Here is a 24,682-nt window from a genome sequence, read left to right on the forward strand (position 1 = left end):
ATTTTCGAAAGCAATAAAAAAAACAAAATTTGTTTATTTGCTCTACCAAAATTTGTAAGTTAATTGTAAACTTGCCCCCGAAAAAAACATTTTATTAATAAAATGCTCTTTTTTCATATTTCAATTTTGTTTTATTTGTTAGTTTAACTTTTAAGGAGATTTGTATGCGCGAGCGTATAGAGGTTAATTCAGAAGAGAATTTGGAAAAAAGTACTGAAGAAACTGTAGAACAAAAAGTGGAGCAAAACTCAGAAGAAGTCAAAGAGAATCTTTCTCAAAGCTCAGAATCTACAGAAGAAAAAAACACAACTTCTGAACAAACCGAGCAGCCAAGAACACAAAATGCTCAAGCAAGAAACCTAAATAGCTTTTTTGGCCGTAGAATCTACATGCCTTGCCCAGAAGGTGCACAAGATCACCTCCATTTTATTGGTTTAGATGATGATGGATTAGTTATGGGTATCATACATGGTGATGAGCGTGTTCTGGCAATGCTTGCGCTAAGCTCAATGATGGAAATGTTAGGTGCTGCAAACGAAGATGATAGCGAAAACGAAGAAGAAAAGAGCAGCTCTTTAAGCATGTAATTATGCAGTCCACGGTCTAATACTCAGGCCGTGGAGTTTTTCTCAAGCATATCTATACTAATATCAATACAAAGAGCAAAGGATGCTACTATTGAAAATAATTAAAAGAACTTTTTTTATTTTTCCATTAACTACCTTATTGCTTGTTTGCAAAATAAGTTCGGCTAATGGTTCATCTGAAATTAATACGCCTTATGTAGAAGTCAATAAACTTGCTGAGATTGATAAGATTGGAACAAAAGTTAATCCATCTCAATTGCCAAGTCCATACAATGACTTATTGACTCAACCATTAATGACCAAAGCCATTGAAAAATATTATGGTCGGACGGCAATTGTAAAAACAATTGAGGCCCACTTAGAACAATCGAGTACTATCTATCATCGCTCTATTATCATGTTGGTGGATAAGAATAAGGAACGAAATCAGCCTGAACTGGCACAGACAAAAAAAGAAGTAATTGTTGCTGAATTAGCGTTTATTACGATAAATTTTAATGAACTTCCAAAAACACTTGTGGATGATGTACTCCATACGAACATTCCTTTTGGTAGATTGCTAACCCAGTATGATGTGCAAGTACTGACTCAAGATCGAAATTATTTTAAAGTAAGCTGTAATAGAACTTTAGCAACATTCATTCATTGTCCTCTAAATCAATCTGTTTATGGTAGAACTAATACCATTATTAGAGCCGATAACAAAAAATGGCTCGCACATGTTGTGGAGATTTTGCCCAACCCATCGCAATAGCAATTATCAGTTTACTGGGCTGAGCATTGCAAATTATCAACCCAGTAAATCGAAGCAGAGAGGCGATCTTTTTATCCCCCGCTTGCGCCAAATAGATCACTATCCGTTGTGTTGGATACCACACTCATCAAGCTTGGTTCGGACCAAGTGCTTCCTCCATCGATAGAGGTGTAGCTATAGGGGATAAAACCTCCTGATGCATTCGATCCATGCCCTATTGCAATACATATTTGGCCTATGCTGTAGCAAAATACTGTATTTAATTTATTACTATCTGAATTGCTTGGTCCGTTAAGAAGTATAGGACTCCCCCAAGTGGCGCCACCATTTGTGCTTGTATAAATTAAATTGGCATTCACTCCACTGGAGTAAATCGTAGCTCCAGCAGCCACACATTGTAATCCCTGACTATCGCAGGAAACCCCTTTAATCTCGCTGTTCAAACTATTTAACGGCACATTAGGCAACACCGCACTCTTCCAGGTTATACCTGCATCTGTTGTTTGATAACTTACTGGCACAGCCGCTGGTGAAGAAGCATCTGTTTGAGCATAACCCGCACTTACACATTGTTTACCTGTTGATGAGCAAGCGACACTGAATAATACACCACTCTGGTAGCCTTGGGCGGTTGGTAAGGTTGGGAGTACAGCAGGTAGCCAGGAGTTCCCTCCATTGAGTGAAGTATAGGTAACTGGTGCATCCTCTCCGTTAATAACTGCCCAGCCAGTAGCAATACAGATTAAACCATCTTGAGAACAACTGACGCCCCATAATTGCGTAGAGTTATTGTCTGGTGGAAGCGGTTGATTCGAGGAAAGTGTCCAGGTCACTCCATTGTTAGTGGAAATCATACTTAAGCCGTTTACCACTCCAGGAAACTCTACTAGACCAACTGCTACACATCGACCGGTCGCGGAGCAATTTAAACTATTGATTTCAACTTTTGTATTCCCAACTGGTCCATTAACCGTAATTGGATTTCCCCAAGATCTTCCTCCATTCGTAGAGATATAAAATAATGCTGCACTATCAGTATATCCCCCAGTGACGCAAAGTCTTGAATTACAGGAAACTGCTCCAAGTTTGACACTGGTTGCACCCGTTGGAAAAGTTGGAAGAATAGAGTCACTCCAGGTTAAACCAAGATTATCACTAAAATAGGTTAGAGGGTTTAATATGTTGTTTATGGTGACGCTACCCACCGTGGCAGTATTGTTTATAAGCGTTGAGAAGTATCGCTGGCATGTTACGGGTTCAACTCCATTCAAACAAAGCTCCAATTCAATTGGTCCATTTTTACCTGTAATGACAATTTGTTTTGCCTGCGTGTTACTAACTCGAAACAAACAGCGGTTATTTAAAACCTGATCACAATTTGCCTTAGAAAAATAAGCGTTTCTTGAAATTACTTTCAAACTGGCTTGAGGGTAAAGATGATTGGGCACTACGGTTTTAATTGAAAATACCGAGCCATGTGCATTAATCTTGAAAAAACGACCTGGATTGGCCATATTTTCTTGGCTAAATAAAAACATCAACAAGGCAAAAATGATAAATTTCTTTCTACACATTTGTAATCCTTTTTGTGAAGAGGGTTGTAAATGATGATACCACGGCGTTTTCATGGATAAAAACCCCTCACATTATGATTCCCATAATTCATCAATTAATCAAGCCTGTTTATTTGTTTGTGTATGAATGTTCTTCCCCACGCATACAGAGTTCATAGAGACGCTGAATACTGATTTACAGTCTTGTTTTCTGCCGAATTTAGCATAATGATGTAAATACTTCTGTTGCACTGTTGCTCTTATAACGTAAAATACTCTCGGGATTGGTTACAAACAGGAACTGTTTGTATTTTATTTCTTAATTTTTAAGGAAAAAAAATGAAAGGAAAATCATTTATCGGATTGATGGTTAGTGCACTCTCTTTGACTACAGCAGCTCATGCTGATTTTACTTTTTATTCAAGTACCAATGATTGTAAAAATGTCTCTGGAAATTGGAAGGGAGCAGGAACAGCAACTCATAATAGGTGGATAAAGTGCCATTATGAAGGATCGGGAACAATAAGTGAGTTAGACAGCGCAGGTAATTTTACACTAGAGGTGGAGGCGCGTAAGCTTTCGGGATCGACTTTTTGCCCCTCATATACTAAACATGCATTGACGGGGGTATGTACTAATGGTCAAGTTACCGTAAAGACAGAATATGGTAATTTAACAGGTAATTTTTCAACAAATTCGGGTAGCTCCAACGGTACTCTAACAGTTCTTCCTGGTATTGACGTGGACGTAGAAATTCTATTTCAACGAGTAGCCAAATGATAATGAGACAACTTGGGGAGCAAGGCAGCCCCAGGTTTTTAATGAGTGCTCTCGGAGTATGTCTTTCTTTATTAAGAGTCAGATAAAAAATACTTGTCATTGCGAACAAAGTGAAGCAATCCAGCTCAAGTCTTCAATGCAATACCGATCTAGATTGCTTCACCAAGGCTCTTAACGAACGTCACAATTTGTATAAAAATTGCGAAGTTCGTGCGGTACGTTTTTCAGACCCTGTATATCGGCTCGTAACGACGAAAATACACAGACAATTACTTATGGGTAATTGGAAGATTATGTGAACGCTTACTCTTTTTACATTTAGGCTAATAAAATAACCTCAAATTAACTCTCGTTAATTAAGCGAATTTTTTAAAGCAACAATATGCTGATAAGCCTCGTTGATTCTTTCTTGGCTTATCTCGCCTGAATTGACTTTAGCTTCAATGAGATCGATCACCTGTTTGGGATCTTGTGGTGCTATAGGTAAATTATTACCAAATAGTAACATATCTGCACCGGCATTTATTGCTAATACTAATGCTCGTTCAAGTCCATAATTATCACTAATAGCTTTCATTTGCATATCATCAGTAATAATAACCCCTTTAAAATGAAGTTGCTTGCGTAAAAGATCAGTTAAAATTTTATGAGATAGTGTTGCGGGTATTCCAGAAGGATCCAATTGTCGATTTACAAGATGTGCTGTCATAACAATACCGCAGGAGGTAGATGAACTTAGTAGTTGCTCAAAAGGCTCTAATTCATAGGTTTGCCACGTATCGGTTACATCCACAAATCCCAGGTGTGAATCCTTGGTTGAGCTGCCATGGCCTGGAAAATGTTTATAAGCACATTGGATTTTTTGATTTAAGAAATGTTGCGTATAGATACGGGCATAACGAATGACCTGTTTGGGATCGCTGGAAAAGCTTCTTTCTATTTTGCCAATAATAGGATTGTCTGGATTGACATTTACATCAAGCTCAGGAGCAAAATTTACATTAAACCCCGCTTTTTTTAACGTTTGAGTCATTGATTCCGCAGTAGATTCTGCTTCATTAAGCGATTTTTTTCCTATTTCAGCTGCTGACAAAACGGTAGGAAATCCATACTGTTCTCCTAAGCGATTTACTTTCCCCCCTTCATAATCTACGGAAATAAGTAATGGCAGCTGGGGACGATGATGTTTTAAATTAGCTTGTTGAGTAAAATATTGCAAATTGCTATTCAGTTGATGAACTTGCTCTGGGCTTTCAATATTTTTATCAAAATTATTTGTGTGATAATTATAATCAAATAAAATAACGCCACCAATATTTTCTTCTTCGATAGTTTTTACTATTGGAGATTGATCATTGATTTTTTTTCCTTCAAAACCAATAAGAAGCATTTGGCCAATTTTATCGCGTAAACTCACTTCAGATGTAGTGCTAGCAATACAGCTTACAGAAAAGCATAAAAGCAGCAATAAAGAAATTAAAGAGCTCATTCTTGTCCTTAATATTAACTAAATGGTTTAAATTTTATCACTTATTTTTCGAGTATGATACATGATTATGTAAATAATTGCGCTTTTATCGCATTAATGTACATTTTATCGATAACTTCTATAATTAGGGAGGCAGGTCCAACTGCAGTAGATGATGTTGGTCCAACACATTCTGCATAAAAACGGACGGAACTTTTTGCTGCTAAAAACGGATCTTTAATGACACTATGAAAAGCGCTGATAATTCCTGAAAGTAAATTTCCTATTCCTGCCACTTTCTGTAAAAGCTCAGAGTCAAAATTAAATTGAGCCATTTGTTGCGAATCAACAACGATATGCCTTTTTCCACTAACTACTACAGCCATATTATATTTTTTTGATAATGATTTTGTATTTTCTATAATAATTTTCTCATCGATAAGATGCATGCTATCTTGGATTGCAAGTTCTCCTGTAAGTAAGCTTGCAATTTCATTGGGGTAGCCACGGAGAATGGAAATTTGATGATTTTTAATCATACTAATTGCCGCATCCGTTCTGTATCGGCTTGCACCAGATCCTACAGGATCTAAGATAATGGGCACATCCAGTTGTTTTGCCATCTTGCAGATATGATTACATAGTTTAATAAATGAATTGTCTAATTTTCCTAGATTGATCACTACTGATCCTGAAATTTTCAATAATTCTTCAAGCTCTTGTTCTGCGTTGCACATGATGGGAAACCCACCAATACTGCGTATGCCACTAGCGACATATCCCATAGGGAAATAGTTTGTGATGGTTAATATGAAGGGTTTTTGTTGCCTAATTTTTCTTAACGCTTCATTTACTTCTGGGGTCATAGGAAATCCATTTTTAAATTGTTTTCATTAAAGATACTTCAAATCATATATAAAGAAAGAGTAGAAGGTTATAGAAATGCCTTGCCTTGATAAAGGCAAGGCCGATTTAATAAGTATCAATAGCAACGTAATTGACCCCAAACATTTCGCCAACATCCTGGATGATAAGGAGCTGGTCGTGCATCGGGGCCTGGACTGTTAAGTACACATACTCCATAAGCGTTTCTATGCCAACCGTGTCCACATCCTTGAGCTGCATCTGCAATTGATGTATAGCTTACAGCAAAGAGTAAAGAACCAATAATAATACCCGAACGTAATACTTTTGAAATGCAAGTATTTGTATTCATTACATCCTCCTTGGTTTTGCTTTTTTTTCTCTCAATTTAAGTATAGTAAAAATTAAGTTTAATTTTTTTTATATAGGGATGTCGGTTTATAATCACCTCGATTGACCTAGAAACACATTGTGTTTTTTACGAATTTATTGAGCTCTTCTAACGAAATTTCTTTAAATCATATAGCCTTATTTCTCTCCTTTTCTCTTAAAATTAAGATAAACTTTCTTATCCAAAAACCAATAATAGATTTCTATGACTAATCAAATATGTATGCGGTGTTACGTTTCGGGAAAAGTCCAAGGAGTATGGTATCGAGCATCTGCTCAATCGGAAGCGAGAAAGCTAGGTATTACTGGCTGGGCACGAAATCTTGATGATGGACGTGTGGAAGTTTTCGCTTGTGGTACCGTTAACCAGCTGCAAATATTCTACGAATGGTTAAAAATGGGGCCTCAGCATGCTGTTGTGCAGGAGTGTACTTATGAAGAGCTTATCTGGCAGCAGTATAGTGGTTTTGATACGTTTTAGAGTGCTTTATTTTGTGAAGATCCTCTAAGGGAGTACATTTGCCAGACTTATTAAGACGTCTAACTATATGATTTGATAAAATGTCCTATAGATTTAACGAGCTGAAAAACTTGATCGGGCACAAAGAGTTCTAATTGAGCAAAAACATGGATCATTCCCTTAAATTCTTCTAATTGAACAGCAACACCTAATGCATCTATTTTTTTTGCAAAGGCAATAGCTTCATCAAATAAAGGATCGTATTCAGCTGCAGCAATATAGCATGGTGGTAATAATTCTAAGTGTTTGAAATAAATTGGCGAAGCTTGAATACGATCTCCCCCATTTCGAAAATAATTATCGAAATACCATTTAATTTTTTCTCGAGTCAGTAAAAAACCTTCCCCATTGTGTTGATATGAGTCATAGTTCATTGAAAAATCAACTGATGGGTAGATTAATGCTAATCCTTTAATCTCATTATCGCCGCGCTCTTTCATTTGATGACAAACCGAAAGTGCTAAATTGCCCCCCGCGCTATCACCAACCATAAATACGTGATTTGTATTTACTTGAAAACCTTCTAATAACTGCACTCTTTGTTCAAATACAGCAAGGCAATCGAGAAGTCCTGCTGGGTAAGGGAATTCTGGAGCTAGCCTATATCCCACTGAAACAACAACAGAATTACTAGCCACAGCAATTCGTCGGCAAAGAGCATCATGAGTTTCTATGCTACCTGATAAATGTCCACCACCATGGAAATAAAGGATCAAGGGCAATTTTTTTTGTGGGGCAGGGTGGTAAATTCGGGTTGCTATTTCATGATCAATAAATTTAATTTCTTTATTACTTATTAATGGAACAAATGTTTTGGGTTGCAGCGCAAAGGCTTCAGCTGTTTTTTCTGCAAGCTCACGTACTTCTTCCGGCGTATATACCGGTGATTTTGTATTCACTAAATCTAAAAAATTTTGTAGTGAACGTGGGATATTATTATGCATTTGTGCGGTGTGCTCCAATAATAAAAAATTATCTCCATATATGAAAACACCTCATGTATCATGTAATGGCACTAAGTTAAGCGTTTTTGAGTAAATTCCTCTCATCTCGACATTCCGAGTCTTGTCCACGGGCTCCAGGAATCTCGCGCTAGGATTAGATCTCTGGAGCCAATGGACAAGCCACGGGAAGTAGGACAGGCCTTAACTTGTCATTAATATGTAATACACTTAAGAGGATTTATATTCCTTAGTTTATTTTAGCAGCATTCTTTGCCTTCTTTAGCACTTCTCGTGATTAGCATTACAACAGTAAGTAGCCAAATTGCACTCAAGATAGTAATAAAGCGTACTAAAGGATTGACTTGCAAATAGCCCATTACGATGACACTCAATGTTGCAAAACACATATTAACGAAACTCATCATGGCTGCAGCACTGGCTTTATCTGTAAGGGCATTTGATGCTACTAAAGAACCACCGGAAAATAATAATCCACTGAATAAATATAAGCTAGCTGTGGTCAGGAAAAACCATAATGATGATTGACTTGCAATGGACCACATGATTAATAGATTACCGATTCCAAACGCGACCCCTACAAAACCAATAACAATGACTCGCTGTGCCGATAAACGAGCAAGTAATTGTTTGGTTAATAACCCCCCTAAAAGCATGCCAACAATATTAAGACCATTCCAGTAGCCATACTCAGCAGCTGACAATTTCAATAACTCTTCGGCTATTTGAGGACCTGCTGCTGCAAAACAGTAAGATATTGCAGAACAGCAGCCAACAACTAAAGAAAAAATCACAAGCTGCCCCGATGTAAGTGCCGTGTAATAGTCCCGAATAATGGTTACAACATGAATCGGTTTAGGATGAACAAGTGTTTCACTAAAGATAGAGGTCCCCCAAAGCATGATGATGCCATGTGCAAGTAGAAACCAGAAGCATCCTTGCCAATGAAGGTATTCGGTAATTATTCCTCCAACCATTACAGCAATTCCGATGCCTAGTGCAAAGGATAATACGGTATAAGCCATAGCAGTTTTTCGTTGTGACTCAGGTAGCCATTCATTGATGAGCATGAAAGTACATGCAAGTCCGCTAGCTGAGCCTAGTGCAGTGAGGAGTCGGCCACTTACGAGTATCCAATAATTATTTTGAAAAATAGCGAACAAGCAAATACTAATTCCTACTAAATTAATCATTAGGCCTATGCGTAATGCTTTTAAACGTCCAAATTGATTGGCAAGGGGCGCATACATTAATTGACCAACAACATAGCCAATTAAAAATGCAGAGATTACCCATTCAATAGCACCGGGGCTTAAGTTATATTGAGTTTGAATTTGCGGTAAAGCAGGGGTAATAATTGCAGCGGAGACAGATGCAATAGAAATATAGTTGAGCAGCCAAAATAGATTAAATAAGGATTTTTTTTCTGGCTCAGACATGACTATCCTTAAAATAGCTTTTTAACAGGGGGGGACGAATTATAAAAATTTTCTTTTTTTTGTCAATAATTTTTTTTAAGACGATTGAGCAAATCACTGTTACAAAAATATTCTTTTGATAAATCGCTTCTTTCGTAGTTCTCCAAGCGCAGCGGAACAGGCGAGTTTAACTTTTAAGCATGCGAAAAAACGCACCTTTGGCTTGGAGCAGTTCTTCATAATTTCCTGATTCAATGCAACGCCCTTGTTCAATGACATGGATCATATCAGCATGACGAATGGTGCTTAAACGATGAGCTACTACTATGCGTGTAATAGGGAGGCTATGGAGAAATTGCTGAATTTCATATTGAACTTTGTTATCAAGCGCACTAGTCGCTTCATCCAATAATAAAATACGTGGTTTTGCACTAATGGCACGAGCTAAATTAATGCGTTGCATTTCACCGCCAGAAAGGGTCTGTATGCCATCATTAATTAAAGTATCTATACCCATTGGCAAATCATGAATCACCTCTTCCAGTCCTACTTGCTTTATAATTTCCCAGGCTTCCTCACGAGAAAGATGCGTATTACGTCCAGCGATATTTTCAAAGATAGTGCCGGGAATAATTTTAGTGGACTGCAGTATTACCCCAATATGAGAGCGCAAATAGTTGATGTCGATTTGTTGTAAATCAATACCATTATATTTAATCGATCCGGAGTCAATTGTTTCCAAGTTCAGTAATAAACGCAACAAGGTAGATTTCCCGGCCCCTGATGAACCAACGATTGCTACAAAAGATTGAGGTTCAATGGTTAGATTAAAATCAATAAACAATGGTTTTTCGCTTTGAGGATAACGAAACAGGACCTGATTAAAAACAATATTTCCCTTAAAAATTGAGTCATCACTGGCAGGAATTGACTTTTCCAAAGGCTCATGAAAAATAGGTTGAACTTTATGATAAAGCGGCGCTATTTCGATACATTCAACCAGGGTATTAGCCAATAGAATTAAAGCGGAAAAGAATTGTGTAAAGGCAGCATTAAAAATAATGAATTGTCCAAAGCTGAGTTGAGTGCCTAGCCAAATGACTAAACCGTAGATAGTCAGGGTACTTATTCCCATCCACCCTAAACTGAATACCTGTAAATAATTTTGATATTGAAGCGCATTGCGGTGATGTTTCATTTTTGCACTGAAAAATTGTCCCCACCATTGAAAAGCATGCTGTTCTTCATGATTAACACGAATTTTAGCAATACTATTAATAAAGCTCAACAATGTGCTATTTAAATGAATTTCTTGATTGACGACTTCTCGCTGTTCACGCAAAGTTCGGCGATTTATAAACCAAGTTACAATAATCATCACTAGCAAGAAGGCAATAACTGTTATGCTTAATTGAGTATTAATTGAAAACATGATAATCAGATTCAAAATGGATAATAGTGATGTAACAAAGGCCTGAATCGATCCGGATTGAAGTTGCTCCTGAATTGCATTGAGAACGCTGCAACGAAAATGCAAGTCACCTGCAGAAAATCGACGGAAAAAAGGCAGGGGGAGACGCAGCAGGCGATCCCAAAGTGACACTTGTATGCGGTATTGGGTTTTAATAGTCAGTTGCAAGAATAATATGGTTTGCATCAGTTGAATGATAATAAGCACCATGATTACCAATGACAGTAAAAGGGTTGTCTGTAATAAATAGTTAATATTCGCTTGTGGAATGATGCTGTCGAGCAAATAACCCGTGAAGAGAGGTATCGTTAATAACAAAACACTAATAAACAACTGTAGTACGATGATGTGAGTTATTTCTTTTTTGAAAGGATAAAACAGAAAAGATAATAAATCTTTAATACGTATATTATCTTTTGGCAAGGTTGGACAAAACAGATAAGCTTTTGATGCAATTTCATTCACCATTTTCGAAGTGAGTTTGCGGGGTTTTTCTTCTTCCGGATCAAGCAAAAAATAGCCTAATCTACCCTGATAAAGTAAAGCGCAAGGACGATTGTTATAAAGGGCAATAAAAGGCCCGCAATCATAATTTTGCCAGTTTTTTTTCAGACGAAATTCACGTAAATGCAATTGATTATTATGTGCAATAGTTTTCAGCAAAGAATGCAATTCCAATGGAGTGGCTGGAGCAATGGTCGTGTTTGTTAATTTTAGTCCTGATACTTTTGCGATGATTTGACATAAAGCAAGGCAACGTTTTTCAAAATCAAGTGATTGATGAGCATGAGCATGGTGATTAATAACTTCCTGAAGAATACGTTCACAATCAGGCGGAAGTTGCTCGATATTATTCATATTTTTTCCATCCTGGCTTGTTCATAATAAATCCCCTTAAGTTCCATTAACTCGGTATGCGTTCCTTGTTCAGCGATACATCCATTGTGCAATACCAGAATTTGATCGCAATTTCGTATTGCATGAAGACGATGCGCAATAATGAATAAGGTACAATTCAGGGCAATGAAATTTTGATAAATAATTGATTCAGTATGAAGATCCAGTGCAGCAGTGGCCTCATCCAAAATAAGTAATTGGGGTTTTCGCAGTAAGGCTCTAACAATTTCCAAACGCTGGCATTGACCACCGCTTAAATTACTTCCTCCTTCAGTTATGCTCATCTCCAAACCACCGCGGGACCGGATTTCTTCTTCAAGGTTCACCAGACGTAACAAAGGATAAATTTCTTGATCGGGGATGTGAGGGTTCCAAAAGGTTAAGTTATCGCGCAAGCTGCCTTGAAAGAAAAAAGCATTTTGATCGACATAAGCAATAAATTGGCTCAATGCCTGACGACTTAAATGGGCGAGTGGATAGTTATTAATAAGAATTTGTCCTGTGTTCGCATGAAACAAACCACAAATTAATTGGGCAAGAGTCGATTTACCACTACCACTAGCCCCAACCAATGCAACACGCTGTCCCGCAAATACTGAGAGGGATAATTCATTGATTATTGGAGGATCCAGAGGAGAATAGCTATAGGATAAAGTTTGAATCTGTAAAATCGTATCTGATTTTTTTTGTAAAAAATCGGATTTAAAGGTGTCTTCAACTTCAAAATGAGAATCAATTTTGGTATCCATAACATCATTCAAACGAACCAAATCCCCACGTATTTCATTAATTGTATTAATAAAACCAATTAATTGATTCAATGGACCAAGGGTAAGCCCCGCAAGAGCCTGCAGTGCGATAATTGTTCCAACAGTAATTTGGCCAATCATTGTCAGATAAGCCCCTAAACAGAGAATAATCAGAGTAATGCAAAATCCGATAGATTGTGGAAATAAATTAATCAACATCTTACACCAGGTGATTCGTTGCTCTGATTGCAAAAGACCAGTGTAATGACCTAGCCAGCGATTAAAAAAATGATCTTCTAAAGCGCCTACTCGGATTGTTTCAATAATTTGCAATCCATTCATTTCAATGCCATAGAGTTTGCCTTGCTCCTGAGCAAAGCGTCGGCTTAAATTAATTAGATAGCGTTTGGTGTTAATCAGTATAATGATGTTGGCCACGATCAGTAAAATAACGATAATGCCTATTGGCCAGCTCAGGATTAGAATAATTGTGCTGTAGGCAAGGATTTCGATGCAATGTACCAATGCATCAGGTACGTCTTCTGCAAGTGTTGCCGATACATGTTCATTGACTTGCTGGCGATCGATGATGTCACCCGTTGAACGTTGTTGAAAATAGCGCATGGGGATGTGCAAAAGATGCCATAAAAAAGACATGGTATTGATCATTTCCAATTTAATTTTCAAACGAATTAGCGATTGTCGTTGTAACCAGATTAGTAATATCTCAATGAGTGTGGCTGTGCCAATACCAAGAAAAATGGGTAGAATTAAACTGGTTTGATGATTGGTCAAAAGCTCGTCAATGAAGATTTTGGTGAATAAAGGAATAGCTGCTTTGGGTAAGATTAAAAAGAGAGTGATCAAGCTAATGAATAATAACGCAATTTGATTGTGCCCTACTCGTTGCCAAAGTAAATGAAATGTGCCAGGTTCAGGTTGGCCGCTGCGAATAAATGTTTCTCCGGGCTCAATCTCCAAAACAACCCCGGTATATCCTTCTTCAAATTCGTCCCAGTCAACAATTCTTGAACCTTTCGCTGGATCATTTAGATATACTTTTTGTTGATTATACCCTTCCACAATTAAAAAATGATTGAACTCCCAGAAGACAATAAAAGGCACTTCAACCTGGTTTAATTCGTCGATATCCAAATTATAACCATGAGCGTTCATCCCATAATGCCGAGCTGCTCTAACAATATTGATTGCTGTTGTGCCGTCACGAGACACGCTACAAACGGAACGAATTTCTTCTGATGTAACAAATTTACCATAATAGGCCATGATAATAGCCAGTGCTGTTGAGCCACATTCAGTTGCCTCCATTTGTAAAATGACGGGCGTTTTAGCGCGCCTTTGGCTCATTTTTCGAGGATTCATCTATTTTATCCTGAACAGTTGATTTAAAGGTTAAATGCATCAGAATATTAATTGGTTTTTTGACTTCTACATCAAACAGAGCATCCACCAACGTACCTTGGGTTAAGTGAATTAATGGTCCTTGTGAAGTGGTCCACTGGTAACCAGTGGGTGTTGCAGGATTTTTTAGTAACAGTACTCGGACTGCTAATTGTGGCTCCTCTGGTAAAAGGGCATTGACCATCTGTTGATTTTTTAGCAAGGTGAGCATCATTTGTGGCGTTACGGGTAAGGGTGAGATTGATTCAACTTTTCCCTTTATTGCGCCAAACTCAAATTTATTAATCATTGCTGGTGCGATTTGTGCCTTCATACCAGGTTTGATCAATTTCCCTTTGCTGGCTGGTACGAAAACAAGTGCATATAAATTTTGATCCGTGGGTATGATGCTGATCAAGGGATGCCCTGGTTGAACATAATCCCCTGATTTAACGCGAATTTCCGCAATAATTCCAGAAGTAGGACTTTTAACAAGATTGGTTTGTTGCCAACGTTTTTTTATTAATTGATATTCATGCTCTTCTTTATAAATAATCAGAGCCAGCTCTTTCTGACGTTCTTGCCATTTGTCTTGTAATTCAACAAGATTGCTTTGCATAAGAATCAGATCAGCTTCATGGGAGTTAATTTCTTGCAGCAATCTGTAATATTCAATACGTGTTTCAGTTACATTGGGTAAATCAAGGATTCCTTTTTTCATTGCTTTTTCTTTAAGAATCAATAATACCTCGAGCTGTTTTAATTTTTCCTTTGCTGCTTGCAAACTAGCATTAATTTTAACAATCTGCTCTTCCTGTTTGGCTTTTAAATCTTTTACCACGAAATCAGCGCGTTTAGATAAAACTTGCTGTTCGTGCTTGAGTTTCTTCAGATAATTTTCTTGCAACTGTAATTGTGTGGCCAGATCGCTGTTTATTGTGGCCAAAATGGTGTCTTTGGGAATATGTTGTCCGACACGCACATTAATTTGTTGCACAAAACCAGCATTCTCTGCGGCCTGAACTGTTTCAATGTCACCGCTCAGACTCATTAATACTCCTTTTCCAGAAGTACGGATGAAGAGTTTTCCCCAAATTAGCCAAATTAAACATCCTCCAATTATCAAGATTAATACCAGGAATTTAAGCCAGTTTTTTAAAGTGATTACTTGAAGTGTATCATCCAGTGGCACTGGATTATTAATATGTTCTAACGCTTTTTTACGAAATTTGATCGAACCTTTATTGTTACTCATGGTTTTGCATCTGAAAAAGTTTATCTTGTGTTTTGCGCAAACGCTGAGCCAAAACAGGTAATAATTGCAAGGCAATCTCCGGATAAGCTTGCAATTGTGCTTTGAAATCCCAGGCAGAAATGGCAATTGTACTGGTTGGTTCCAATGCAATGACATTGGCCGAGCGAGGAAGTTCATCAATAATTGCCAGTTCGCCCAGAATTTCTCCCGGTCCTAACTGGGCAATAACAAGTTTTCTGTCATCCCCCAATATGCGGAAAATTTCTACCTTGCCGGAAATCAAAATAAAACATTGATCGCCAATCTGTCCTTCCTTCATTAAATAATCATCTGTCACAAATTGTTTTTCATTACCGAGAGCGGCAATACGCCATAAAATACGTTCATTAAGTTTGAAGAAAATCGAAGATTTTTTTAAAGCATCTATTGCATTCATGATGCATCCTTAGTTTGATTGACGATATTAGAATGCAATTAAAGTATAGGACAGAACAAAAATTTTTGAGGAAATTGAAACGGTAAAATCAACTTAAATCCGTTGCTGGTTTGACAAGCCAGCAACAAAAATTGTAGAATTTATAGACATGAAACCTGGCCGTCAGACGTTACATATAATTTGTCTATCATTAAAGAGGTCTTATTAACACTCCTGCTATTTGCAATGATTGCTCACCGAGCTTTTTTAACTGCTCCAAAATCTGCCAAAGGTTCCTTTACTCTTATATCGGCTTTTTCGGCGGAAGCTATTTGTGCCTTAATGTCAGCAGTTGACGCAGCGTCTCTAGCAGATAACCTTACTGCTCTTTTTGCTTGTAGCATGTCCAAACGGCCCTGACCTTCGACTTTACCTATGGCCCCACCTGCAATATTTTGCAATGATTCCTCAGAAAGAGCCTCCTTTTTCCCTTTCTCTTTGAGCGGATTAAGATGTTTACGTTTCATTTTCGATACCTCACAAATCAAGAGTCCATATATATTATAGACCACGTCAACAATAAATTTCTCAATTACCAATAGCTTCAATGTCTCTGCTTGTCGCAATAATTTTTTTCGATTTTATTCCCGTGGTTTTTTGATGATTTTCTTAAGATTACCTTAATGTTTTTTTTATTAGGTAAAATAGCTGCTCATGCAGTGTTATATAGGGCTAACCTATTCCATAGACGCTTTACGGAATGTTCTAACCACTTCATTGGTTTGATTATCAATGATTTCACCATGTATGTCATAAAAATTTCCATTGACATGGGTTAGCATCCATGTATAAAGCTTCTCCAGATCATTTCCGGTTTGGGTCGCAATTTTTTCTTCTTTACAGTACACATGTGCAGTGAATTGCTCTTTCATTTTAAGAATCCTTGATCCAAACCTTATATTATTAAGTTTAGTTGTTTTTCTTCTATTCACCACGTTTTAAGGGGAGTATTGAACTATAATTTAAATAGAGGGGATGTAGTTTAGGAGATTAAAATGAATACCAATTTTTTAGCTACTGTAATCGGTTGGTATTTTGTGATTATGAGTCTGCTTTTACTTGTAAGACGCGACATTGTAGTAACAGCAATGAAAGAATTGATGGGACAACGAGCTGTAATGTTGGTTGTTGGAATTATCACATTAATTATTGGTCTTTTAATGGTTATAAGCCATAATGTTTGGGTTATGGGATGGCCTGTTATAGTGACTATCATCGCATGGCTGATACTTATTGGTGGCATATTCAGACTCTATTGTCCGGATACCGTTTATAAAATTTGGAATAAAGCTATAGACAAATCGGAGAAATTGAACGTTTGCGCTGTAATCACATTAATTATCGGTCTTTTTTTACTGTATAAAGTTTACTTTGGTTGGTAATATTTTGCCTTAGACGGGGAGATTTGGTTGGATGAAGCAGTTCCTTGAATGTTACAGATAGGTTCGTGTAAAAAATTGTAGTAGTACTTTCATAACCTGAGTCAGTTCCTAGGACCAACCAAATCTCCCCATGATTATTTGTAGTGACTGTATAGTTGGCAATTTTAGCTTGCATTTCTTCATTAGGTGAATAGGGTAAGGTTTTTAGTCTATAGATTGAGTCTTGAGTATCTACTCCAATGGTTCCAATAAGGAGCATATCTTTGCCATCAAGCTCTTGATTTCCTTTATCTAAATCGATTTGATAGTAATTATTGTCTACATAGCGTTGTGGTTCTTTGGAGACAGCTCCAATTTTTACATACACTGAGTCACCAGGAGAGCCACCTACCCCTGAAGATCCTCCTATGGCATTGGACGCAAATTCTAAGGAAAAACTAACATGATAATTTGTATTGGGTTTTAAACCTGTTACCTTTTTATAGGCATACATGAATAAATCATCACTATGATTATTACCCGATATTTTTAATCCATGAAGTTGGGTATTAATTTCATGAGGTAATGTTGCATTGTGCTTAAATTGAAGTTCAAAAAATTGTTCTTGGCCTTTGGGATAATCTGCATAAGAAACTTTAAAATTTTCCGCTTTGGAAAACGTATATTTATAAGTTCTTATATCTGGAGTATTCCAAGCAAATGCTGAAAGAGTATTTACCAGAAAATAAAGGAATAAAGAAGATTTTTTTATCATTTTATCTAACTTCCTGATCAATGAATGAGCATTTTAGAATTAAAATATCCATGGAGCAAGAAAATTCTATCTCGCATTGTACGTTTGAATTGGAAAATAGAGCTGGATCCCGTATAAATGCTGCGCATCCCCGCTTTCGCTGGGGACAAGCTTTACGAGATAACGTTCATTTAGCGACATAAAAAGCATTTCTATATCTTTTATGTCGGATTCATGTAAGCTAATAACGGGGTAGAGTGATCTTCTTGGTAGTATTCATTATAGAAATAGTTTAAATCGTCAAGAAGTTCTTTTAGTGCTTCAACTTGATAATTGTGTGCTTGGGCGTTTTTATCTAATTGACGGTATGTTTCTACAAAATTTTCATACGCACATTCGGTTTCTAAGTTATCTTTATCTTTAACCTTTTGTAGTTCAATAAATATATCGTCAACTTGAGTTTTGATTTGCTCATAATCTTCCTTGTTTCCAGAGGCTTCGGTGTTTATTTCGGATTCATTTCGTGATTGATATAACAAATAAAGAACAAGGAAACCAATTGGAACTAAAGCGAGCAATCCCCAATACTGGGTGTTAGTGGGTTCACAAGGTTGTATTCTACATTCCTGAACAATCTGATTTTCTGAACCCGAGGTAATGGTGAGTGGTTGATAGGGCGTTCGACATACAGGATTTTCGTAAGGTTGGGCTATGAAGCACATGTCATCTGCAGGCAGTTTTTGCTGAGAGGCTTGAAAAAATGAGGGATTTGATTTTGATTGCAAAGGAGATTGAGAATAAGACAGAGAAGGGGATAACCGTTTAATTTCTTGAGGTTTTTTAGGAGGTTCCAAACCTTTGAGTTCATATTGAACTTTGACCCATTGATGCATTGAATTTATCAAGGTGTTTAATTCTTGTGTCTTTCCTGCAATTGTCTCGAAGTTGGTTGTTTTTACCTTTGGTGCATTTAAATGAACAATGACTTGACGGACATGCTCTTTTAGAGCTTGATTGGTTTTGATGAGATCGGTTGTTGTTGATGGGAATTGTGCTAGAGTATCTTGATTGTGAATGAATGTATTTAGTTTCTCTTGTTCAGAAGTTAACAGTTTTTTTAAAAATGATAAGTTTTGTTCGTGCTGAATGGCATTATGGTATGCTTGGGTATTGGCTTGAATGATTTCATCAATATGTACGGAGGAATCGTCAATAAAGAGTTCAATTTGCTCAAGCAACGAAGATAATTGTTCTTTAAATTGATAAACCGTATATACTTCCCCAGCTTGGCCTAACAGATCTATAGTTTGTGAAATAACTTTTTGGAACTGATCAAGTTCATGCAAATCCGATATTGCATTTGCATAATGATCCAAGATTTTATCCTGCATATTAATTAGTTCGAAATTAGGGCAATTTTTAAGTTGTTCGATGGTTAATTTTAATGTTGATATAGGGCTTTCTATAAGGGCGGTAGAAGAGCATTTACCGCATTCTTTCACTGCTTGAGTCGGGTAGGCTTTTAAATCATCGGATTGATCAATGGCAAAAGTATAGGAATGAGGGTTTACTGGATTAATATTAAGTGCGAAATGCAATATTCTATTTCGGTCAGCAGATAACTGTTTGATTGTTTTTGATAATTCGCCAAGGCGATCTCTTAATAGTTGTGACTCGAGCATTTGTGCTAATTGAGGCTGAATCTGGGTTTCAATCGCATTGCGAAAGTTTGCTAAAAATAATCTATCGGAACCAACAAAAGGCGAAATATTTTTTTCTACAGCACGAACATAACGGGTAAGATATTCTAATTGTTCTTTCGTTTGTTTGATGTTGGCGTTTTGACTTATTCCTTTCAAGATATGATTGAGATCCAGTAAGAAAAAATTTACGGGCTGATTGAGATGATTTTGATGTAGCTCTTTATTTCTTAATAATAAGTAATCTCCTGTTTTTTGCATTAAATCGTACAACGCAGGCCATTGCATACGTTGACTGTCAATGGGTTGGACATGGAAATCATCTCTGGTTAAAACATGTCGTGTTTTATAAGCATTGGAATAAAACCAAGAATGTTCATAAACATTTATTAATGCTTGTGAGTCATCGGAAAACCATGAGCTAGGATTGGCTAAATAATCCGTATGAATACCAGAATTAGCACGAGTTTTGAGTATCCATGCTCTCTGATTTAATTCTTCTTCAGTATAACAGGCCTCAGAATGTAGCCAAAAACGAGCTTGGTTGGGGATGGGTTGGTAAGATGCGTGGTATGGATATTTTTCTTTAGTCATTTTTCTCATCCTTGAGAGAGTACAATAAATCCAATTCATTGTATGGTTGATAACTAATTAGAGTATTTTTGAATCAATTAATTTGATAACATTCTTTTTGATTAGATGCAATAGGAAAGAATAGGTTTCATAACTATGGTGCAGTATAGTTTTTTTTGTTAAATTAACGAGAGTTCGACATAAAAAGGCATAAAAATGCCTTTTTATGTCGCTAAACGAACGTTATCCCGTAAAATGCGCCGCATTTATACGGGATCCAGTTCTAAATAAAAGCAGTTCGATATAAAAAATCACTTCATTTTTTATATCGAACTGTCAATTATATTTTTAACTTAGCTGGGTTGTTTATGCCTTCTTTTGATATAGTTTCTGAAATCGATAAAGTTGAATTGCGTCATGCCGTTGATAATGCAGTACGTGAGATGGGTACCCGTTTTGACTTTCGTGGAGTAGAATCAAGCATTGAATTAAATGAGCTTACTGTTACTTTGCGCGCAGAATCAGATTTCCAAGTCAGACAATTAGAAGATTTATTCCGTAATCACTGTAGTAAAAGAAATGTTGATGCCTCTGGTGTTGATATAGAAGATGACCCCGTACACAGTGGAAAGTTTTTTTCTTTAAACATGACTTTTAAACAGGGAATCGATCAACCCACAGCTAAAGAAATTGTGAAATGTATTAAAGAATCCAAGGCCAAAGTTCAAACATCTATCCAAGGTGATAAAGTACGGGTTACAGGGAAAAAACGCGACGATTTACAAGAAACTATCGCTCTTTTGAAAAAATCAAACATCAAATTGCCCCTCCAATATGAAAATTTTCGAGATTGATCTTAGGGCGGGCGTAATAGCTCAGATGGAGGGTGATCTCTTACGGACGGGCTTTCGCTGAGAGACTCTTTACAAGTTACTTTTAATTCACAATCTCATCAATTTTAGCGGAGATTCTTGCTAATAAATAAGGATCATTTTTCGCTAGACTACGGGCTACTTTAAGTTGGGCTACTGCAGCTCTTTTTTGCCCTTCTAGTAGCAAACATTGGGCTTGAGTAAAATAAGCATATCCTTTTTTATGAGTTTGAGCTTGTGCTCGAGCTAACTGGCGACATAGTGGAAGATCTTGTTTGTATTTTCTACTTCCTTTAAGCAAGAGAGCAGTTGCTTTTTCATTTTGGTTCGCAGCCAGTAAGCCGTCAGCATAGGCCATAAGCGCTGCATAATTATCTGGGTAATTTTTTTGTATTTCCTCTAACCGAGAAAGCGCTGATTTATATTGTGTTAAACCTGTTTCAGCTTGTGCCATAGCAATTTGAAAATAGAGATTGTCCTGTTGTTCTAATAATGGAGTCAGAATTGCAGAGGCTTGGGTATATTTGTTTGTGTTAATTAATGCTAGTGCATGCCCATATTGACAGGCATAAGCAGGAGTTCTTTTGGTGCATTGATGTTCGTAATAATCAAGTAAGCGTTTTGGATCACGTATGACCGAGGTACGAATTATTTCTTTGACTAAGGCATAATCATTAGAGTCAGGATACTTCTTGCGCGCAAATGATGCCGTGCGACTGTCGGCTTCAGCGATCCTATCTCCATCCAAAGGGTGAGATCGCAGAATAGCAGGTACATTTGCAGTATAATAATAACGTGAGTTTTCCTGCATTTTTTTAAAAAAAGCAGCCATGCTATGTGGATTATATCCAGCTTTAATCAGCATATCGATGCCAATTCTATCGGCTTCTTTTTCTTTAGATCGGACAAAATTGACGTTATCTTGTGAAAATCCTGATAAGGCCCCCATCATTCCGGCCATTCCTACAGTGGGATTGATTACTCCCAACGCCGCGGAAGCAAGCAGCGTTGCAAGCATAGGAATACGCATTTGTTTTTGATGCTCTATCATGCTGTAGAGATGGTGTAAACGCACATGTGCAATTTCATGGGCCATGACTCCAGCAAGTTCGCTTTCACTGGTAGTGGTTAAAATCAGTTGTGAATTAATACCGATATGCCCACCTGGACCAGCAAAAGCGTTGATTTCATTTGATTTTACGATAAAGAAATCAGGCGGTTTAATATGACCTGCTTGAGCAAGATTTTTCCCAACATGATTAATGTATTGGGATGCTAAAGGATTTCGCTCTACGCTGTCTGATTGATTAATTTGTTGGACGAATTCTTTTTCTAATTGATCTAATTCGTTTGTTGAATAAGGCGATAATCGTTCAGCAGCTAAAGAAGGCTGAGTCAAAATACTGATTAACAAAATCCAGCAGATGTTTTTCTTAATGTTCAATTTAATCATTAGGCTACTCAAAAATTGAATAATTTGTTATCATTCACGCATTGTAACTACTCATCTTCTTTTAGTTAGCTCAGGCCGCTTTCTGAAATGACAAGCTAAGTGCAAGAGCAGTTACTAGCATTTTATAAAGGTACTCAATAATGCACAAAAAGTTTTTGCTCGCAGCACTTGAACAAGCCCGTCTTGGGCAAGGTCATTGCGCCCCTAATCCCTGTGTTGGTGCGGTTGCTGTGCAAAATGGAACTATTATAGCACAAGCATGTCATCGAGGTGCAGGGACTCCGCATGCAGAACAATTATTGTTAACACAAATTCCCCCTAAAACACCAGGGGTTAGCGTGTATATTTCTCTTGAGCCATGCAATCATTGGGGGAGAACGCCTCCTTGTGTGGACGCGATTATTAATCATGGTGTTGAGGAAGTTATTTTTGCATATTTAGATCCTAATCCAATTGTTGCTAAAAATAATTCTTCAGAAAAACTGCGTGCACGAGGAATCAAGGTGACGCATTATCCAGTAGAAGAAATTACTGAATTTTATAAAAGTTATACTTATTGGACTTTAAGGCAAAAACCTAGAGTAACTGTTAAAATAGCGCAAACATTAAATGGTAAAATTGGTCAAGCTGAAGGAGAACGTGTTATTCTATCAAATGCTTTATGTGAGCAATTTACTCATCAAAAGAGAGCTGCTACTGATGTAATTCTTACTACGGCTAGAACAGTACAGTTGGATAATCCTAGAATGAATGTTCGCTTAGGCAATGAAGAACAGAAAAAAACAATTGCAATTATTGACAGACATTTATGTCTTAATCAAGATGTTCAAATTTTTTCAACTACGACTCATTGCCATATTTTTCATTGTAATGAGCAGAAAATTTCTTATCCCAACAGTACTTTTCATTTAATGCCTGAGAAAAATGGGGTTATGGATTTAAATGCTGTAATAAAGCATTTAGGGACGTTGGGATATCATGATGTTTGGGTGGAAGCGGGTGGTGCTCTTTTTAGTGCATTACATCGGGAAGGATTAGTTCATCGAACTTATTTATATATTGTTCCCACTAGTTTGGATCACAGTGCAATTTCAGCGTACCAGCAAAGTGGGGTATTTAGCCGAGCGCATACTGTTTCTTGGCATGCTATGGACGACAACATGATAGCATGTTTGGATTGGCGGGAGGATGAAACAAATGAGGTCGCGTTATGAAGCATTCATTAGTTACAATTGAACACGCAGTGGAAACACTCAAAGCAGGTAAAATGATTATTTTAATGGATGATGAAGATAGAGAAAATGAAGGGGATTTGGTTGTAGCTGCAGAATATGCAACTCCAGAAGTAATTAATTTTATGTCTCGACAAGGTTGTGGTTTGATCTGCTTGTCTATGGCTGAGGAACTCATTGATAAATTACAATTGCCTATGATGGCACAATATAATAAATCGCCTTATGGCACAGCATTTACTGTATCAATTGAGGCAGCAAAAGGCGTATCAACAGGTATTTCAGCTAAAGACAGATCTGAAACAATTAAGGTAGCAATTAATCCTGAAAGTGGTCCAACAGATGTTATTTCTCCAGGACATATTTTTCCTTTGCGGGCCAAGAAAAAAGGAGTATTAGAAAGGCCTGGACAAACAGAAGGTAGCGTTGATTTAGCAAGGTTAGCAGGTTTGACTCCTGCTGCAGTAATTTGTGAAATTATTAATGAAGATGGTACCATGAGCCGGCGTGATGAATTAATTTCATTTTCTAAAAAGCATGATATTCCATTGGTTACCATCAAGGATTTGATTGAATATAGAATTCGTCATGAGGTGTTAGTCAAAGCTGCGGCATCAACACGTATCCCTTTGCAGAATAAAGGTGATTTTGAGATGACTGTATTTGCAAATGAACTGGATCAAGCAGAACATTTTGCGTTAGTTAAACCTCCTTTATTTGTGAATCGAGTTCCTTTGGTGCGAATTCATTCGGAATGTATTACAGGAGATATTTTTGGCTCTTGTAAATGCGATTGTGGTAAACAGCTGGAGCAATCGCTTTCTATGATTGCAGAAGAAGGAGGGATATTAATTTATTTACGCCAGGAAGGCCGAGGAATTGGTTTAGCAAATAAATTAAAAGCGTATGCCTTGCAAGAGCAAGGTTTAGATACAGTTGATGCGAATCACCAATTGGGTCTACCTGTTGACAGTAGAAATTATGCTATTGCTTATCAAGTGCTTAAGTATTTAGGTATTGAAGCAATTCGATTATTAACTAATAATCCATCAAAAATTGCTGCTGTTGACCGTTATGGAATAAAGGTTACTGAGAGAGTGCCTTTAGAGATAGAGCCTACTAAGGAAAGTCACAAATATTTAAAAACTAAAAAAGAGAGAATGGGGCATTTGTTGGCAATAAATTAGCAGGAT

Annotated in this window: 23 protein-coding genes; 8 read left to right on the plus strand and 15 right to left on the minus strand. The window is 37.2% G+C overall.

From position 1 onward, the window contains the following. The first annotated feature begins 164 nt into the window (after positions 1–164). Entirely contained in the window at positions 165–587 is a 423-nt protein-coding gene (locus tag Lgra_RS08125; protein WP_058498768.1) for a hypothetical protein, read from the plus strand. Positions 588–669: 82 nt separating this feature from the next. Continuing rightward, the gene (locus Lgra_RS08130; RefSeq protein WP_058498769.1) at positions 670–1,341 is read left to right on the plus strand and encodes a hypothetical protein; all 672 of its coding nucleotides are present in this window, start codon (positions 670–672) and stop codon (positions 1,339–1,341) included. A gap of 71 nt (positions 1,342–1,412) precedes the next feature. On the opposite strand, the gene Lgra_RS08135 is transcribed toward Lgra_RS08130, so the two are convergent. Further along, positions 1,413–2,969, minus strand: coding sequence for a sialidase family protein (locus Lgra_RS08135; RefSeq protein ID WP_058498770.1), 1,557 nt, complete (start codon positions 2,967–2,969; stop codon positions 1,413–1,415). Positions 2,970–3,233: 264 nt separating this feature from the next. On the opposite strand from Lgra_RS08135, the gene Lgra_RS08140 reads away from it, so the two are divergent. Further along, positions 3,234–3,674, plus strand: a complete 441-nt coding sequence (locus Lgra_RS08140) for a hypothetical protein (protein ID WP_058498771.1) — start codon at positions 3,234–3,236, stop codon at positions 3,672–3,674. Positions 3,675–4,026: 352 nt separating this feature from the next. Here Lgra_RS08140 and Lgra_RS08145 read toward each other — a convergent pair whose 3' ends face one another. From Lgra_RS08145 to Lgra_RS08155, 3 genes are all read right to left on the minus strand, one after another. After that, positions 4,027–5,163, minus strand: a complete 1,137-nt coding sequence (locus Lgra_RS08145; RefSeq protein WP_058498772.1) for a glycoside hydrolase family 3 protein — start codon at positions 5,161–5,163, stop codon at positions 4,027–4,029. Positions 5,164–5,228: 65 nt separating this feature from the next. Continuing rightward, positions 5,229–6,008 carry a hydroxyethylthiazole kinase gene (gene thiM / locus Lgra_RS08150; protein ID WP_058498773.1) on the minus strand — a complete coding sequence of 260 codons (780 nt, stop codon included), beginning with the start codon at positions 6,006–6,008 and terminating at the stop codon, positions 5,229–5,231. A gap of 116 nt (positions 6,009–6,124) precedes the next feature. Beyond that, positions 6,125–6,358, minus strand: coding sequence for a GCG_CRPN prefix-to-repeats domain-containing protein (locus tag Lgra_RS08155; RefSeq protein ID WP_058498774.1), 234 nt, complete (start codon positions 6,356–6,358; stop codon positions 6,125–6,127). 243 nt (positions 6,359–6,601) lie between these two features. Between Lgra_RS08155 and Lgra_RS08160 the strand changes: the two genes are divergently transcribed. Next, complete coding sequence (locus Lgra_RS08160) at positions 6,602–6,877, plus strand: acylphosphatase (RefSeq protein WP_058498775.1); 276 nt, start codon at positions 6,602–6,604, stop codon at positions 6,875–6,877. 59 nt (positions 6,878–6,936) lie between these two features. Here Lgra_RS08160 and Lgra_RS08165 read toward each other — a convergent pair whose 3' ends face one another. From Lgra_RS08165 to Lgra_RS08200, 8 genes are all read right to left on the minus strand, one after another. Further along, complete coding sequence (locus Lgra_RS08165; RefSeq protein WP_058498776.1) at positions 6,937–7,860, minus strand: alpha/beta hydrolase; 924 nt, start codon at positions 7,858–7,860, stop codon at positions 6,937–6,939. Between the two features lie 257 nt (positions 7,861–8,117). Continuing rightward, positions 8,118–9,317 (minus strand): MFS transporter, encoded by a 1,200-nt coding sequence (locus tag Lgra_RS08170; protein ID WP_058498777.1) that lies wholly within the window; start codon positions 9,315–9,317, stop codon positions 8,118–8,120. A 166-nt stretch (positions 9,318–9,483) separates the two neighbouring features. Further along, the gene (locus Lgra_RS08175) at positions 9,484–11,625 is read right to left on the minus strand and encodes an ATP-binding cassette domain-containing protein (RefSeq protein WP_058498778.1); all 2,142 of its coding nucleotides are present in this window, start codon (positions 11,623–11,625) and stop codon (positions 9,484–9,486) included. Further along, positions 11,622–13,796: a cysteine peptidase family C39 domain-containing protein gene (locus Lgra_RS08180; RefSeq protein WP_058498779.1), complete on the minus strand. Its 2,175-nt coding sequence runs from the start codon at positions 13,794–13,796 to the stop codon at positions 11,622–11,624. The genes Lgra_RS08175 and Lgra_RS08180 overlap by 4 nt, the downstream gene beginning before the upstream one ends. Continuing rightward, positions 13,762–15,069, minus strand: a complete 1,308-nt coding sequence (locus Lgra_RS08185) for an NHLP bacteriocin system secretion protein (RefSeq protein ID WP_058498780.1) — start codon at positions 15,067–15,069, stop codon at positions 13,762–13,764. Before Lgra_RS08185 ends, Lgra_RS08180 begins: the two co-directional genes overlap by 35 nt. Beyond that, positions 15,062–15,505, minus strand: coding sequence for a Crp/Fnr family transcriptional regulator (locus Lgra_RS08190; RefSeq protein WP_058498781.1), 444 nt, complete (start codon positions 15,503–15,505; stop codon positions 15,062–15,064). Before Lgra_RS08190 ends, Lgra_RS08185 begins: the two co-directional genes overlap by 8 nt. 233 nt (positions 15,506–15,738) lie before the next feature. Beyond that, complete coding sequence (locus tag Lgra_RS08195; protein ID WP_131743502.1) at positions 15,739–16,011, minus strand: hypothetical protein; 273 nt, start codon at positions 16,009–16,011, stop codon at positions 15,739–15,741. Positions 16,012–16,221: 210 nt separating this feature from the next. Continuing rightward, the gene (locus Lgra_RS08200; RefSeq protein ID WP_058498783.1) at positions 16,222–16,416 is read right to left on the minus strand and encodes a hypothetical protein; all 195 of its coding nucleotides are present in this window, start codon (positions 16,414–16,416) and stop codon (positions 16,222–16,224) included. A 123-nt stretch (positions 16,417–16,539) separates the two neighbouring features. Between Lgra_RS08200 and Lgra_RS08205 the strand changes: the two genes are divergently transcribed. After that, positions 16,540–16,926, plus strand: a complete 387-nt coding sequence (locus tag Lgra_RS08205) for a hypothetical protein (protein WP_058498784.1) — start codon at positions 16,540–16,542, stop codon at positions 16,924–16,926. On the opposite strand, the gene Lgra_RS08210 is transcribed toward Lgra_RS08205, so the two are convergent. Both Lgra_RS08210 and Lgra_RS08215 read right to left on the minus strand, forming a co-directional pair. After that, positions 16,883–17,680, minus strand: coding sequence for a hypothetical protein (locus Lgra_RS08210; RefSeq protein ID WP_238584402.1), 798 nt, complete (start codon positions 17,678–17,680; stop codon positions 16,883–16,885). The genes Lgra_RS08205 and Lgra_RS08210 overlap by 44 nt on opposite strands. A 200-nt stretch (positions 17,681–17,880) precedes the next feature. Next, positions 17,881–19,953 (minus strand): hypothetical protein, encoded by a 2,073-nt coding sequence (locus Lgra_RS08215; RefSeq protein WP_058498785.1) that lies wholly within the window; start codon positions 19,951–19,953, stop codon positions 17,881–17,883. 347 nt (positions 19,954–20,300) lie between these two features. On the opposite strand from Lgra_RS08215, the gene Lgra_RS08220 reads away from it, so the two are divergent. Then, positions 20,301–20,786 (plus strand): YajQ family cyclic di-GMP-binding protein, encoded by a 486-nt coding sequence (locus Lgra_RS08220; protein WP_058498786.1) that lies wholly within the window; start codon positions 20,301–20,303, stop codon positions 20,784–20,786. A gap of 82 nt (positions 20,787–20,868) precedes the next feature. On the opposite strand, the gene Lgra_RS08225 is transcribed toward Lgra_RS08220, so the two are convergent. Then, positions 20,869–22,257, minus strand: coding sequence for a M48 family metalloprotease (locus Lgra_RS08225; protein ID WP_058498787.1), 1,389 nt, complete (start codon positions 22,255–22,257; stop codon positions 20,869–20,871). Between the two features lie 140 nt (positions 22,258–22,397). Between Lgra_RS08225 and ribD the strand changes: the two genes are divergently transcribed. Continuing rightward, complete coding sequence (gene ribD / locus Lgra_RS08230; RefSeq protein ID WP_058498788.1) at positions 22,398–23,471, plus strand: bifunctional diaminohydroxyphosphoribosylaminopyrimidine deaminase/5-amino-6-(5-phosphoribosylamino)uracil reductase RibD; 1,074 nt, start codon at positions 22,398–22,400, stop codon at positions 23,469–23,471. Then, the gene (ribB, locus tag Lgra_RS08235) at positions 23,468–24,676 is read left to right on the plus strand and encodes a 3,4-dihydroxy-2-butanone-4-phosphate synthase (RefSeq protein ID WP_058498789.1); all 1,209 of its coding nucleotides are present in this window, start codon (positions 23,468–23,470) and stop codon (positions 24,674–24,676) included. Before ribD ends, ribB begins: the two co-directional genes overlap by 4 nt. Positions 24,677–24,682: the final 6 nt, after the last annotated feature.

It is taken from the genome of Legionella gratiana (assembly GCF_001467695.1).
Lineage (GTDB): Bacteria > Pseudomonadota > Gammaproteobacteria > Legionellales > Legionellaceae > Legionella > Legionella gratiana.